The following is a 14,096-nucleotide window of genomic DNA, read 5'->3' on the forward strand; positions in this document are numbered from 1 at the left end:
ATGCAAAATTTTGCGAAACGCTAAGGGCGCGAGATTCCGAAGGTTCCAGGGACGTCACACGGACTGGCGTGGACGACTCCGGAGTGGACTCGCGAAGCGTTTCGTGGCGGGGCAGGGGCCCCGGACTCCAGATGGGGAGATTGCCTGGCCGCTGGCCGGGCGGCCGGATCAATACGTGTTTAGGCGCGAGTGATCAAGAACCGGACTGACCCTATTAGTAGTGCTGGGAAGTGTCGCACACACTACTAAATGGGGCTCTGCAGGCGAGCCTCGGTGCGGGGGAAAGGCGTAGCGGCCTGTAGCACGCGCGACCGCGAGGGCGAGATCTAAGGCCGCCGTCGCGCCATGTAAATAGGGGCTCTACCTTTACTGATAACAACTGGCGAGACATGTAGCGTCACTCCGGCGCAAACGAGCGTGATCACTGGGGGACGTTTGCTGAAAGTCTGTGCATCAGCCCTGTAGCTCGCTAGGGGCGGAGGTCCGATTCGTCATCTGGCCGCCTGTTCGGTGCGTTGTCCGGCGGACAGGTGGGGGTCGATTTCGGCGGACCGGCGCGTTAGGAGGCGCTCATGCCTCCTCCGTTCCAGAGCCACGTCTTTGTCTGCACCAACCGCCGCCCGGATGGGAATCCGAAGGGATGCTGCGCCTCCAAGGGCGCGGAGGAGGTGCGCGCGGCCTTCAAGGCGGAGCTGGACAAGCGCGGGGTGAAGGGGCGGATGCGCGCCAACGCGGCCGGGTGCCTCGACACCTGCTCCTTCGGCGTCTCCGTGGTCGTCTACCCGGAGGGCACCTGGTACGGCGGAGTGAAGGTGGAGGACGTGCCCGAAATCGTCGAGGAGCACCTCATGAATGGCCGCCCGGTGGCGCGGCTGGTGATGCCCTTCGCGCGAAAGGAGAAGGCGGAGAGCTGACGACTGTCGGCTCCCCGCCCTCGGGTGTCGCGAAGCTGGCTCAGGGCGACGTGATTGCGGACCTGCTCCGCTTCAGCGCACGAACTCCCACGCGTCGCCCCAGTGGCTGCCCGTGCCCGGCGCGTAGTACGGCGCCGAGCCCTGGCACCAGCCCGAGTAGGGGAAGGGCTTGCAGCGGTAGACGCTCCCGTTCGTCCCCTGGACGAGCGTTCCCGCCACGTAGTTGGAGATGCCATTGGGATACGTGTACTCCGCCGGGTCTCCACCGCCGCCGCCCGAGGGCTTCTCGATGTCCAACTGGAAGCTGTCGCTCGCCTCGCGCGAGTAGACGCGGTTGCCGGTGGCGCTGTTGACGGGGTTGACGACGCCGGTCGACTGCAGCTCACCCACCTGCACGCGGCTGGAGCTGGCGTTCACCCGCTGGGCCAGCAGGTACATCCACGTGGCCGCGGGCGTGGCCGAGTCGAGCTGGAGCGGGTGCGTCTCCGCGTCACTCCCGCCACTGTTGAACAGGCGCAGCGTCACCTTGCTCCGGGCCGGCAGGTCCTCGCGGGCCTGCACCGCGCCCAGCTCCTTCCATGACGTGGGCGGCGGCGGCGTGTTGCTGAACTTCACGTCGCTGCACGAGTAGAAGGCCTCCGGGCTGTCAGCGCGCTGCCAGATGGCATAGATGACGTGCTGCCCCGTGCGGCCCTGGGGGAAGGGACACGTGAAGCGGTAGCGGTTGTTCGACTGCAGCGCGTTCCCCGTCAGCGTGCAGAAGGGGGTGGCGTCCAGGTCGCTCCACTTCAGCGGCAGCGCCGGGTTGTAGCCCTCCTTCGTGACGTACAGGTGGAAGTAGGCCGTCGCGTGCAGCGCCGTCGCGTGGAAGATGAACTCGAAGCGGTTGCTGGCGTCGGGGGCGATGAGGGGCGCGGGCCAGTCCGTGCGCGCCAGGTCCAGGCCCTTGTGGCTCTCGTTGGCGGCGCTGCACAGCTTGCCGTCGGCGATGAGCTCACGGTGCCGGCCGTTGGCCGCGCCCTGCCGCACGCCGTTCCAATCATAGAGCGCCTGCGTGCCTCCGGATTGGATGGCGGCCTTGCACGCCGCGGACTTGGGCGACTCGGGACCCTCCTTGAAGCAGCTGTAGACGCGGCTGAGGGGGACCTCCATGGAGCCGTGCGCTGACGCCAGACTGGCGGACAGCAGGGACAGCACGACGAGTGATGACGCGAGGGGCCTGAACATTGTGGGTTTCCTCCGGTGCGGATGGATGGAGGAAGGAAGGCCGGAAATCGGGTCAACGCTTTGAAAACGAAAAAGCGGCGACGCGGTCCGCAGAGGGAACGCGCCGCCGCTTGCCCGGCGTTCGGCTGGAACTGTCGACTGGCCGACTACCGGCGGCGACCCATCAGCCGGAGGATGGCGAGGAACAGGTTGATGAAGTCCAGGTACAGCGTCAGCGCGCCGACGATGCTCACCGTGGCGGCGCTGCTGTAGCCGCTGTTGGCGTGCATCTCCCGCAGCTTCTGCGTGTCGTACGCCGTCAGGCCCGCGAAGACGAGGACGGAGGCGCAGGCGACGACGAAGGACATCATGTCACTGCGCATGAAGATGTTGACGACGCTCGCCAGCACCACGCCGATGAGGCCCATGAAGAGGAAGGTGCCCCACGCGCTCAGGTCCTTCTTGGTGATGGTGCCGTAGAGGGCCATGGCGCCGTAGACGCCCGCCGTCAGGAAGAACGCCTGCGCGATGCTGCCCGCCGTGTAGACGAGGAAGAGGATGGCGAACGTCATCCCCGTGAGCGCCGAGTAGCCGAGGAACATCGTCGCGGCCACCGGGCCGGACAGGCGCGGCGCGAGGAACGACAGCGCGAGCACCGCGCCCACCTGAGCGATCATGAAGCCCAGGCGCCAGTCGATGACCGTGCGCAAGAGCGTCTCGTTGCTCAGCGTCAGCAGGGCCATCACGCCCGTGACGAGCAGCCCCGCGAACATCCACCCATGTACACGCGTCATGAACGCGCGCTTCGACTCCTGCACCAGCACGGAGTGGGCCGAGTCGCTCTCGGCCGTCTGCCATCCGGAAGTTTCCCAGGCCATGAATCGTATCCTTTCGCGCCGGAGCTCCCGCCCGGCGGCGGCACTGCTTATAGCGTCTTCGTCCGGGGCGTGCCCGGACCCCGTTGGAACCTTCCCTTAAATCGCCTTCCACGCGAGCAAAAGCTTCGAGGCGACCTCGGTGGTGATGAGGGGCAACACGCCGCCGCCGCCCACGATATTCACGATTTCCGCCATGGAGCCCCGGCACACGCCCCCCCAGGCAGGCTGCTTCGCCAGCCCCACGGAGGCATATGCCGAGTAGTCGACGAAGAACGAGGTGGGAAGCACCGTCCCGTTCGGCTCGCAGAGCAGGTGGTCCTCCGGAGGCGAGTCGACAATCTGCTGCACCACGAAGCCACCACCCGTCGTGTCCGACGCGGCGCGAGCACACAGCTCCGGCCAGGCGAGCAGCTCGCCATACGCGGCCGTCACCCGCTCCGAGTAGGGCACCGTGCCCTCCGAGCGACCGAGGAATACCGCCTTGCCGCCGTAGTCCCAGGCCCGCTTGAGCACGAAGCGGGCGGGCGTCCGCGCGACTTCGGCGACCAGGTCGTCCAGTCGCCCACCATCCGGACCCGTGGCGGGCCCAGCGCGGAAGACCCGCGTCCACGGCACGGAGGTCCGCACCGCCTCCAGCTCGTCGTCGGTGAGGCCGGCGGCCTGGGCGAGCGCGGGCTCCGCGAGCGCCTGTGAGAGCCGGGCGAACGTCGACTTCGCCTCCACCTGCGACGCGGGTGGGTTGAGGAACACGGCCTTCTTGCCGGGCACGGTGGAGAGGAAGTCCTCCACCCACGGAGACGGCGACTGCTCCAGCCGCCGCACGAAGAGGTGGCGGTAGACGAGGTCGTACTTCTTGCCGCGCACCTCGAAGGCGTCGTCGCCGGAGACCTCGTCCGGATGGACCACGTCCGCGTCGGCGCCCATTTCACGGAAGCGCTCGCACAGCCAGCGCAGCTCGGAGATCTGCGCGTCGTTGCGGCGGCACAGCAGGGCCACCGTGTCGGGGAACTTTCCGGGCCGCTCGGCGGCGTAGCCATCCAGGAGCGCGCGGTACAGCGCCAGTGCGTTGCTGCCGTTGAGGGCCAGCAGCGAGGCCAGCGCCTTCTCCGGGTAGCGGAAGTGCCGGGCCACCACCTCGATGAACGAGCGGGCCGCGATGTCCGAGTAGCCCTGCATGGCCGGAATGGTCGCGTTGACTTCCAGCGCCCAGGGCTTGCCGCCCGACACGAAGTAGTCGACGCGCGTCGTGGCCAGCCGCTCGGACTGCCGCCAGGTGCGCTCCGCGAGCGTGCGCTCGAGCGGGGACAGCGCGCCCAGGAGCTCGTGTGCGTCGGGTCCGTCGAGCGTGGCGCGCGCCATCTTCACCGTGGCGGAGGACAGGCGCGCGGACAGCTCCGCGCGGCGGCGGATCTCCGCGGCATCCAGGATGACGGGCGTGGCGGTGATGGGGATGGGCCGGGTGGTGCCATCCAACTGCGTCACCGCCAACCCCCGCTTGTAGGCGAGCTGTGACAGCTCGGGCGCGAAGTGGCGTGCCTGGTGTCGCAGCACGTCGATGAGCTCTTGCACGGGTCTTTCTGTCCCTCGGCTTGCCCGGGACTCGCCCGGGAGCCGGTGAACCTATTCCCGGCGGCCCCCACCGTCCATCCGCGCGAATCCCCACGTCCCGCCCCAGGGCACGCCTCCTCGAGGTCTTGGCCGCCCGAGGCCTCGTCCATCACACCTGCCGTGTGTGTCCGCCTGGGGTGCGTCGTGCCGGCCGGAGGCGTGCGCTCACCTGGTCCGCCCATGGCCTGACATCGTCCCACCGCGCCGCGTGCGCTGGCATGTGTGTCATTCCATGTGACTTGCACGCGCGCTCCGTCTGGCTTACAACCGCATTGCGTTTACCGCTGGAAATCCCTCCCCCGTGAGCCGCTCCCTCCCTCCAACGTCTTCGTGTCTCGCCCGGTCTCGCCTGCTGGCGCTGCCGCTCGTGGCCGTGTGTGCGCTGGCGTACATGGGGAACGTGCTGCACTTCGCCCTGGTCCAGCACGCGACGTGCTTGGAGCACGGAGAGGTGGTCCACGTGGAGGAGGGTGGCTCGCACCTGGCGCCCGTCGTGGAGGAGTCCTTCGACGACGTGCGGCTGGCGTCCCGTGAGGATGCGCCCGCGAGTCATGGCGCCGAGGCGCATTGTCTTCACATGTTGATCCGCCGAGAGGCCCCGCCTCCGGTGGAGGGCACGTCTGTCCTTGCGCGCGTGCCCACCCGTTCCTCGCCGGCGCTGGCGGTGTTCCGCTTCCAAGCGGAGCCTGTCGCCCGGTTGCACCTGGCCCCCAAGGCCTCTCCGCCTCGCGCCTGAGACACCACCCAGGGTACGCGTCCGTCGCTCCCGGCACAGTCATGCCGTGAGGAGGCCGCGGTCCGTGGCCTCTGACTGACGTCCGGTTCCGCGAAAATGGAGCCGTGCGCCAGCCACCGCGCGACGCGCCGCCGGATGGCTCGTTTCCCCTGCGTGCACGCTCTCGCCCTCCGTGTCGCGCGCGTTCCGCGCGATTCCCACCCCGCCCCCGGTGTCCGTTCTGGCTCCGCCTCCCTGGGCGGGGTTCGTGGCGGCGTTGGTGGCTGGGGACCTGATGTCCATCCACGTGGAGCTACACACATGAACAAGAAGCTTCTGGCCGCCCTCCTGATGTCCACCGCGCTCCTGTCCGCCGCCTGCGGCGATGATGACGAGGCGCCCGAGGAGAATGTCGACGTCGAGGGGTGCGAGCACCTGCGCGAGGGCCCGGCCGTCGCCGTCCTCGCCACCCTCACGGGCACGCCTCCGACGGTGGCCAACAACCACCGCCGCTACGACATCACGCTGGTGGACGGCACGGGCGGCCGCTCTGGCTCGGTGTCGTTCGCCGCGTCGGAGGCCACGGACTACGTCTTCTTCACCAGCGCGGACGTCCCCGTGTCCATCACCGACAGCAGCGGCGCGGCGGTGGAGATCGAGGAGAGCACCAAGAGCTCCGAGACCTGCACCGAAATCAAGGGGCGGCACATCGTCCCGCTGACGGTCGGCACGCACACCCTCACCTTCGGTCCCACGTCGGCGGCGTCCGTCAACCTCGTCATCGAGGAGGCGTCGCACGAGGGCCACGAGCACTAGCCGCGAGCCCGGGGCGCGTTGCCCCGGCGCTTCACCCCGAATCCGGGGTCGGCCCTGGCGCCGGCCCCTCCTGGAGACGAAGAACATGGGAGCCTTTCAGCAGTTCCTGACCGAGAAGCAGATTGCCTCCGACACGCTGCTGCGCCTGTCGCGCCAGTTGGAGGCCCAGGCCGACACCGACCGCGCCTTGAAGCGCAAGCGCTCCGACAAGCGGCGCGACAAGGACACGCAGGGCAAGAGCTACGCGGAGCTGTCACTGGCCAAGCCGAAGAGTGGCAGGGGCGTGAGCGAGCAGCAGCTCCAGGCGGCGCTCGCGGACCTGCCGCTGCCGCGTCGCGTGCGCGGCAAGCTGGTGCGGGCCGTCAACGCGGTGCTCACCAAGAAGGGGAGTGGCGCGGTGGACCCCAAGGCGCTGTTCGGTGACGCGGCCGTTCGCGCCGGCCCCGCGAAGAAGTCCGCGAGCTGAGTCGGGAGGCCCACGTGTCATTCGCCGAAGCCCCACCGATTCTTCCTCGAGACGTCCTCCGGGACGCGGACCGTTTGTTCGACGTCTCCATGTGGTGCCTCGGGCAGGACGTGCGCTGCCCGGAGGGCAACCTCCTCATGCGTCGCGGCCTGGTCCGCCACGCGCGGCCCGAGGGGGTGGAAGGTCAAAGCGCGTACTGCGTCGCGTTGCCGGACGGAGGTCGGCTGTCGCTGTGGGGCTTCGGCGCGTTGTGCGAGTGCGGTCAGGCCGTCTTCGTCCCACGAGACGGCTTCACCCCTCGCTGGTTGGAGCGTGCTCCGGAGGGCCCCGCGTATCGGGCCTGTGAGCTGGGCACGTGGCGGGCTCCCGCCAGTGTGGAGGAGCGGCGCGAGGTCCGTCGGAGCCTGACGGGGCTCGCCGAGTGGTTCGCCGGGCACGAGGACTGGGTGGTCCGGGAAGTAGGGCTCGAGTGGAGGCGCGCCTGCGTGGCGGCTCGGCGCAAGGCGCCTCCTGTTCCACCGGAGACGCTGGCCGCCGCGTGGTGGCGGCTCGGCACGCGCATCCGCTCTCTGGATTTGGGTTTCAACGGCTGTGGCGCCTCGGGTTCCGAGGCACTGGGAGGACATCATGCTGTCGCGACTGCTGCGCAACGATGAGCCATCCGTCTACGTCCAGGCCGCATGGGAGGACGTCGAGGACGAGGCGCTTCCTCGTCCCTTGCTCCGTGAGGGGCTGGGTACATCTCACCTGAAGGTGAGCACGCGGGTGCCGCAGGCCCAGGCCTGGTTCGACCAGGGCTTGAGCCTGCTGCATCTGGGCTGGGGGCCGGAGGCGCGTCGCTCCTTCGCGGAGGCTGCCCGGTTGGACCCGGAGCTGGCCATGGCGTGGTGGGGCCTGGCGCTGACGCGAGGGCCTGGAGCGCGCTTCGCCAAGGCTCGGGCGGAGGCGATGACGCGCGCGCTCGCGCTGAGCGAGGGCCTGCCCGACGTGGAGCAGCGCTACATCGTCGCGGCCAGCCTGCTCGCGGAGAAGGGGCCTTCCAACGGGCGCCATGCCTTCGTGAGGGAGATGGAGGGGCTGGTCGACCGCTACCCCGAGGACGCGGAGGCAAGGCTGTTGCTGGCCGGTTTCCTCGCGGACGGGTACGAGCCGGACGGTCGCCCCGGACAGGGACAGCCCTACGCGCAGGCGCTGCTGAGGGAGTTGTTGCGCACGCATCCGGACCACGCGGGTGTCCACTTCGCGTGGGTGTGCACCATGCTCCCGAGCCTCCGGCCCGAGGCGGCGAGGGAGAGCGCGCTGCGGCTCCCGAAGCTCGCGCCTGGAGCCAGCTTCGCGCTGCTGGTGTCGGGGCGTCTGCTGGGCCGGCTGGGCGAGACGGATGCGGCCTACCGTGTGCTGGAGGCCGCGGTGGAAGCGGACGACGCGTACCTCGCGGCCGCGTCGCTGCCCACCGTCTTCGCGCCCTGCGCGGAGCTGGCCATGCGGCTCTTGAGCCAGGGCTGCGCGGAGGCGGGGCAGTACAGCGACGCGCAGACGTGGGCGCGGCGGCTGCGTCAGCGCGTGGAGTCCGCGGGCGGCGAGGCCCAGGCCGTGCTCTTCGCGGCGACCACGCTGGTGTCCACGCACCTGCGCTTCGGGTTCTGCCGTGCGGCGGCGGACGTGTCGCTGGAGCTCGCCGGCGAGCTGACCGTCGCCGAGCAGGCGCTGCGCGACGGGGTCCGGTTGTACACGCGGGGCATCAACGCGCTGGACGCGGGGCGACTGCCGGACGCGGAGCGCGCGTGCGCATCGCTCGAGCTGCTGCAGCCCGTGTTGTCCGAGGTGCGTCGCTCCGAGAACCGCGCCCTGTGCCCGCGCGATGTCTCCCGGGTGCTGGAGGTCGCGGAGAGCGAGTTGCGCGGCGCGCTGGAGTCGCGTCGTGGAGATGGCGGTCGCGCGGAGGCCACGTTGATTCGGGCGTGGCGCATGGAGCGCCGGCTTCGCGCGTCGGGCCCGGCGTCGTTCTCCCGGCCCGCGCGGGAGACGCTGGCTCGTGCCCGCATGCGGGGTGAGCGCGAGGAGAAGGCGTTGGAGCTGGCCCGGGCCCTCGTCGAGGAGCGCCCTGGTTGTGGCCACTTCCGGCTGCTGCTGGCCGAAGCGCGCGCGGCGCTGGGAGAGCGCGTGCTGGCGGTGCAGGACTTCAACGCGTTCCTCGACCGATGGCGTGACGCGGACTCGCACCTGCCGGAGCTGCGGCGCGCGAGGACGTACATCGACGGACGGGGCCGCGTTCTGCGCCTGGTCCACACGTCCGAGGCGCCGCTCCCGGTGACTCCTGGCTTCCGTCCCCTGGAGAAGGTGTCCTGTTGAGTTCTTTGGAACGAAGTCTCGCCGCGCCCTCGCGTTGGGATGGGGTGGGGCAGTTGCTCTCCGCGCTGTGTGTCGTCCACTGCGTGGTGCTTCCCGCCGTGCTTGGGCTCCTGCCCGCCGCGGCGGCGCGGTGGCTGAGCGGGGAACAGACGCATCAGGGGTTGCTGGCGCTGGCCCTGATGGGAGCGCTCGCGGCCTTCATTCCGGGATGGAGACTGCACCGTCGCCGGGTGGTGCCGGTGCTCGCCGTCAGCGGACTGACGATGCTGGCATCGGGGGCGTTCCTGGTGCCGGAGGGCGAGGGCTGGGAGCTGGGGCTCAATCTGGGGGGCGGGCTGTTGATGGCGGTGGCACACGGGCGCAACCGGGCCCTGTGCCGCGAGTGTTGCCCGCCCGAAGTCCACTGAGCGGAAGCGTCGGGCCTGGGGCGTCCGATGCGCCCACCGCTTGACGGGCCGGAGTCGTTCGCGCGAGGAGAGGGGGCATGCCCACCTTCCGTCTCACGCAGGACCAGGCCGCGTTGCTCGTCGTGGACATCCAGGAGCGCCTGTGCGCGGCCATGGACCGCGACGCGTTGGACAGGATGCTCGCGCGCACCAGCGCCGCCGTCGAAGGCGCCCGGGCGCTCGGCCTCCCCGTCATCATCACCGAGCAGTATCCCCAGGGCCTGGGGCCCACGCACTCGCTGCTGCGGCTGAAGCTGGGGAGCTTCAAGGCGGTGGAGAAGCTGGAGTTCAGCGCCGCCGTGCCGGACGTGCTCGCGCTGCTGGGGACTCGCAAGCAGGTGTTGCTGGCCGGCATGGAGACGCACATCTGTGTCTTCCAGACGGTGCGCGACCTGGCGGAGCGGGGCTACACGCCGGTTTTGCTGGCGGACGCGGTGATGTCGCGTTCGACGGAGGACCGGCGGGTGGGGTTGGACCTGTGCCGCGATGCGGGGGCGACGGTGGCCACGGTGGAGGCCGCGCTGTTCGATTTGCTCGGGCGCGCAGGCACGCCCGAGTTCAAGAAGGTCTCCGCCGCGGTCCGCTGACGCCTAGAACATGGGAGGTTTTTCTCCATCCCGGCGTGGCGGCAGCGGCGGGCGAACGGGCAGAGGCGCCTCCTGCTGCTTGGAGATGGCGGGGAGGGAAGGCGACAGCGCTCCGACGTAGAGCATGCCGTGGGTGCCCTCGGGCGTCGGCGTGTCGAAGGACGTGATGGACGGCGACAATCCGGGGAGTGCCGCCACCTTGCCCGAGGGCGTCGAGCCGATGAGCCCGCACTGGAGCTTCCCCTCGCGATCCAGGTCGCAGCCCCAGCGCGTTCCCTGGGCGTAGCTCATCTCCAGCACGACGAGGTGTCGGGACTTCAAGAGATGCGCCATGGGCGTGAAGTCCTGGTCCCAGGGAGTGCCGGCGATGGTGCGCGTATGCGTGTTGCCGGCGAGGATGACCTGGACTTCGGCCCGTTGTGCCTCGCGGCGCTGGTTCCAGAAAGCGGCCTGCAGACCATCGCGTTTGCTTCCGCCAGCCAGGTCGGTGTCATACGCCAGGAGCGTCACGCTCAGCCCGGCCATGCGCATGGCGCGGACACGGTCGATGAGGTCCATGATGGCGCGGCTGCTGCGGCCATCCTGGTAGGGCCGTTGCCAGAAGCGCCCTTCCAGGAGCGCATCCTGGTCGGAAGGAGCGCCCGCGCTCGCGAGGTAGCGGTCCACCCGTTCCTGCTCGGTGCGGGGAATGGACAACCCCAGTGCCACGGGTAGCCCCGCCTCGGCGACCTGGCACACCAACTCGCCCACCACCGCGGGAGCTTCACGCGAGCCGAGTTGTTCGCCCACCAGCAGCGTCAGTCCAAGGTCCAGTACTTCCGGGAGCCCGCGCATGGCTTCGCCGCAGGGGCCTGCTTCGGACGCCTCGTCTTTCCACCGCGTGAGGTAGAAGTCCGAGTCGCGCACGGCCTTGGGGCGCGGCTCCTCTCGCACGTTGCCGCTCACCACCTCCAACGAGGGGGTCGACTCCAGTCGCAGCGTCAACTCCCGCTCGAGGTCCAGGTCGCGCGTGCCGTTCGTCAGCGTGCGCAACTCGATGCGTTCGCCGCGCGCCATTCGGAGCGGTGGCCCCTGGTCGTTGAAGGGGCTCACGTCGTGGAGGACATAATAGATGTATTCGATTCTCCACCAGTTATCGACCTGGTTGACGTCGTTGCCCATCGCGTTGAAGGTCATCCGGAAGATGCGGACGACGGATTGCCGTGGGCCCACGGAGATGCCCGTCACCACGAAGCGCACGTAGCGGTCGTTCCCCGTGTCGCCCCTGTCGTGGGTCTTCCACTTCGTGAGGAACTGGGTCGGATCCGTCGTCTCCTCGATGGCGTATCCTCGAGAGGTGAACAGCTGCCGGGTGACGGCCAGTGCTTCTTCCAGGGGCTTCTGGAAGACGTGCTCGAACTTCGGCGTCTCGGACTCCACGGTGCGGGGCCCATGCGCGCAGCCCACGCAGGTGGCCCAGAACAGCCAGCACATCGCCAAGGCACGGAAGCTCATGTCGCGATCCCCTCCGGAAGCGCCTCGTCGCTATCGAGGCTGCTTCCGGTAACGCGATGTCACCGGACCCATATCGAGCCGGGTGGGAACCTCGTTCACCGTGCGCGCCGCGCGAGTTGGATGAGTGCGCGCGCACCCATGGCCAGGCCCACCAGCATCGCGGCGACCACGGTCTGCGAGCCACCCACCGGGAAGTCGAAGAAGTAGGCGAACATGTAGCCGCCCACGCCGGAGACGATGCCCGCGAGCGTGGCCACGAAGAAGGTCCACGGCAGTCGCAAGTCCAACATCAGCGCGGCGATGGCGGACAGCGTGGAGAAGGCGAACACCGGCAGCGCGCCGAGCGCCCGGGCGCACACGCCCACCATGACGCCGATGGACACCATCAGCACGCCATCCAACAGTCGGACGGGCAGGCCCTGCACCAGCGCGCCGATGCGGTCGAAGCTCGCGAAGGTGATGCCCCGGTACCACCACAGGTGGATGACCATGACCAGGATGCTGGCGATGGCCACGGTGCGAAGTTGCTCGGGTGTCACCAGCACGGCGGTGCCGAAGAGGATGCCCTGGATGTCGTGGGACTCCTGGGCGATGCGGTCGCCCACCAGCACGGCCGCGCCACCTGACAGGGCATAGGCGAGGCCCAGCAGGCTCTCCCGAGTCAGCCGCAGCCGGGTGGGGTCCATCATCAGCAGCATCGTCGCCAGGAGCGCGAGCGCGGTGGCGCCGATGACGGGCTCCACCTCGAAGCCCAGGTGGATGCCCATGTAGAAGGCCAGCGCCACGCCCAGGCCCGCGGACTGGGCCACCGCGGCGCTGACGAACACCATGCGCCGCAGCACCACGTAGACGCTCAGGAAGCCGAGCACGCCGCCGGCCAGGAGGGCGCACAGCAACGGGTCTCGAAATAGCTCGAACCCCTCGATGAACTGCTGCCACTGGGATGGTTCAGCGAGCATCGGATCCACGGTGGGGTCCCTCGGGGGCGCGGTGGCAGTACTCGTCGCCGTACTGGCGACGGAAGGCGGGGTGACAGAACACGGTGCGCGCGTCGCCCACGACGAAGGCGGACGTCTCCCGGTCCACGAAGAGCAACACGTCCGCGTGCTCGGCGGCGACCTCCAGGTCGTGGCACACCACCACCACGCCCAGTCCTCGTTGGCGCGCGAGCAAGCACAGCCGCTGCATCGTCTCGCGCTCCGCCACCGCGTCCATGGCGGCGGTGGGCTCGTCGAGCAGCACCATGTCCGCCTCGGTGGCGATGAGCCGGGCCAGGAGCGTGCGCTGCTTCTGGCCCTCGGACAGCTCGCGGTAGGGCCTGTTCGCGATGGCCTTGGCCCCGGCGGTCTCCAGGGCCACCTCCACCGCGTCGCGGTCCGCCTTGCGAGCGAACGGCCACAGGAAGCTCCAGTTGCGCAGCCGGCCCCAGGCGGTCAGCTCCCGCGCCCGCAGCGGCAGCAGCGAGTCGATGCCGGACGTCTGCGGCACATAGGCGCTGCGCATCTCCGGATGGCCTCGGGCGATGGTGCCCGACACGGGGTCGATCATCCCGAGCAGCGTCTTGAACCACGTGCTCTTGCCGGAGCCGTTGCGGCCCACGACGGCGACGAACTGGCCACGGCGGATGACCATGTTGATGGGCGGCAACATGGCCTTGTCGTTGTAGCCGATGACCAGCTCCGTGCAGGTGAGCAGCGGCTCGCCGAAGGTGAAGGTCGGCGGTACGGCGTGGCTCGCGGCGTCCGGGCTCACGGGTTCATCGGTCTTCACGTCGCACCTCCGCTTGGGGCTTCAATGCCGTGAGCTCCTCGAACAGGGCCTTGCGCGCCGCCTCGTTGGAGACGGTTCCCAGGTCCAGCACGCCATCCGCGCCGGGCGTCAACGCGGCCCAGTCCAGGCCGTCGAATACGGTGGGGGGAACCTCGAGCGTCAGCGCCAGCTTCACGCGGGGCTTGTGCTCGCGGTCCGATGGCACGTCCACCTCGCCCGCCAACGTGAAGAGCGGCGTGGCCTCCTCGCCCTCCGCGCCACCCTCGGACACCACCGTCATGCGGAACGGTGTCTCCGCGAGTCGTGGCGTGGCGCGCGAGTCCCGCACGACGCCCGTCAGCGTCACCGACGTCACTTCCCAGACGCCTCGGGAGATGGCGGTGCGAGACAGCTCGCAGTCCGGCTCGCACTCCACCGGCGTGGTCTCCGGGGTCAGCAAGTTGAACTCGCCGTCCACGTGCAGCGCGGCGACGAGCGTGGAGGAGGAGCCACCTCCGCCCAGCTCGGCTTCGATGTCCTCGTAGTCCACGAGCGCGCCACCGTCGCTGTGACAGTGGCCGTTGTGGCACAGGCTGTAACCCGGTGGCGGATTGGCGGGGTCGAACGTCGTCGGCCCTCCGCCTCCCGCGCCACCCACCAGCTCCACGTGGGAGATGCCCAGCGCGGCCGAGCCCAGGCTCACCTGATAGTCCGACGCGAGGCGCTGGAAGCCATTGCCCGCGTCGCGCGAGGCCACGGGCACGTAGCTGGCGGTGACGGTGGGCTCCAGCACCGCGAAGCCCTCACCCGAGTCCAGCGCGCAGCCGGACAGCAGCAAGAAGGGGAGCAGCAGTCGGGTCCGCAT

At 69.5% G+C, this 14,096-nt stretch carries 15 protein-coding genes; 8 read left to right on the plus strand and 7 right to left on the minus strand.

Features of this window, described 5'->3' with window-relative positions:
- Positions 1–572 precede the first annotated feature (572 nt).
- The gene (locus HUW62_RS02695; RefSeq protein WP_163865651.1) at positions 573–914 is read left to right on the plus strand and encodes a ferredoxin; all 342 of its coding nucleotides are present in this window, start codon (positions 573–575) and stop codon (positions 912–914) included.
- Between the two features lie 72 nt (positions 915–986).
- On the opposite strand, the gene HUW62_RS02700 is transcribed toward HUW62_RS02695, so the two are convergent.
- The 3 genes from HUW62_RS02700 to HUW62_RS02710 form a co-directional block, all read right to left on the minus strand.
- The gene (locus HUW62_RS02700) at positions 987–2,141 is read right to left on the minus strand and encodes a lytic polysaccharide monooxygenase (protein WP_176433473.1); all 1,155 of its coding nucleotides are present in this window, start codon (positions 2,139–2,141) and stop codon (positions 987–989) included.
- Positions 2,142–2,287: 146 nt separating this feature from the next.
- Complete coding sequence (locus tag HUW62_RS02705; protein WP_163865649.1) at positions 2,288–2,998, minus strand: Bax inhibitor-1/YccA family protein; 711 nt, start codon at positions 2,996–2,998, stop codon at positions 2,288–2,290.
- A 96-nt stretch (positions 2,999–3,094) separates the two neighbouring features.
- Positions 3,095–4,567: a hypothetical protein gene (locus HUW62_RS02710; RefSeq protein WP_176433474.1), complete on the minus strand. Its 1,473-nt coding sequence runs from the start codon at positions 4,565–4,567 to the stop codon at positions 3,095–3,097.
- Positions 4,568–4,907: 340 nt separating this feature from the next.
- Here HUW62_RS02710 and HUW62_RS02715 point away from each other — a divergent pair, with 340 nt between their 5' ends.
- From HUW62_RS02715 to HUW62_RS02745, 7 genes are all read left to right on the plus strand, one after another.
- Entirely contained in the window at positions 4,908–5,342 is a 435-nt protein-coding gene (locus HUW62_RS02715; protein ID WP_163865647.1) for a hypothetical protein, read from the plus strand.
- A gap of 300 nt (positions 5,343–5,642) precedes the next feature.
- Entirely contained in the window at positions 5,643–6,137 is a 495-nt protein-coding gene (locus tag HUW62_RS02720; RefSeq protein WP_163865646.1) for a hypothetical protein, read from the plus strand.
- 85 nt (positions 6,138–6,222) lie between these two features.
- Complete coding sequence (locus HUW62_RS02725; RefSeq protein ID WP_163865645.1) at positions 6,223–6,603, plus strand: hypothetical protein; 381 nt, start codon at positions 6,223–6,225, stop codon at positions 6,601–6,603.
- Positions 6,604–6,617: 14 nt separating this feature from the next.
- Complete coding sequence (locus HUW62_RS02730) at positions 6,618–7,259, plus strand: hypothetical protein (protein ID WP_176433475.1); 642 nt, start codon at positions 6,618–6,620, stop codon at positions 7,257–7,259.
- Positions 7,231–8,955 carry a hypothetical protein gene (locus tag HUW62_RS02735; RefSeq protein ID WP_176433476.1) on the plus strand — a complete coding sequence of 575 codons (1,725 nt, stop codon included), beginning with the start codon at positions 7,231–7,233 and terminating at the stop codon, positions 8,953–8,955. Before HUW62_RS02730 ends, HUW62_RS02735 begins: the two co-directional genes overlap by 29 nt.
- Positions 8,952–9,362, plus strand: coding sequence for a MerC domain-containing protein (locus HUW62_RS02740; protein ID WP_163865642.1), 411 nt, complete (start codon positions 8,952–8,954; stop codon positions 9,360–9,362). Before HUW62_RS02735 ends, HUW62_RS02740 begins: the two co-directional genes overlap by 4 nt.
- Positions 9,363–9,439: 77 nt before the next feature.
- The gene (locus HUW62_RS02745) at positions 9,440–9,988 is read left to right on the plus strand and encodes an isochorismatase family protein (protein ID WP_163865641.1); all 549 of its coding nucleotides are present in this window, start codon (positions 9,440–9,442) and stop codon (positions 9,986–9,988) included.
- 3 nt (positions 9,989–9,991) lie between these two features.
- Here HUW62_RS02745 and HUW62_RS02750 read toward each other — a convergent pair whose 3' ends face one another.
- The 4 genes from HUW62_RS02750 to HUW62_RS02765 all read right to left on the minus strand — a co-directional run bounded on the left by HUW62_RS02750 (position 9,992) and on the right by HUW62_RS02765 (position 14,096).
- Entirely contained in the window at positions 9,992–11,482 is a 1,491-nt protein-coding gene (locus tag HUW62_RS02750) for a hypothetical protein (RefSeq protein ID WP_176433477.1), read from the minus strand.
- 95 nt (positions 11,483–11,577) lie between these two features.
- Positions 11,578–12,450 carry a metal ABC transporter permease gene (locus HUW62_RS02755; protein ID WP_176433478.1) on the minus strand — a complete coding sequence of 291 codons (873 nt, stop codon included), beginning with the start codon at positions 12,448–12,450 and terminating at the stop codon, positions 11,578–11,580.
- Positions 12,431–13,252 carry a metal ABC transporter ATP-binding protein gene (locus HUW62_RS02760; RefSeq protein ID WP_163865638.1) on the minus strand — a complete coding sequence of 274 codons (822 nt, stop codon included), beginning with the start codon at positions 13,250–13,252 and terminating at the stop codon, positions 12,431–12,433. The genes HUW62_RS02755 and HUW62_RS02760 overlap by 20 nt, the downstream gene beginning before the upstream one ends.
- Positions 13,239–14,096, minus strand: coding sequence for a hypothetical protein (locus HUW62_RS02765; protein WP_176433479.1), 858 nt, complete (start codon positions 14,094–14,096; stop codon positions 13,239–13,241). Before HUW62_RS02765 ends, HUW62_RS02760 begins: the two co-directional genes overlap by 14 nt.

The sequence above is a fragment of the Myxococcus sp. AM011 genome, from assembly GCF_013372595.1.
GTDB lineage: Bacteria > Myxococcota > Myxococcia > Myxococcales > Myxococcaceae > Myxococcus > Myxococcus eversor.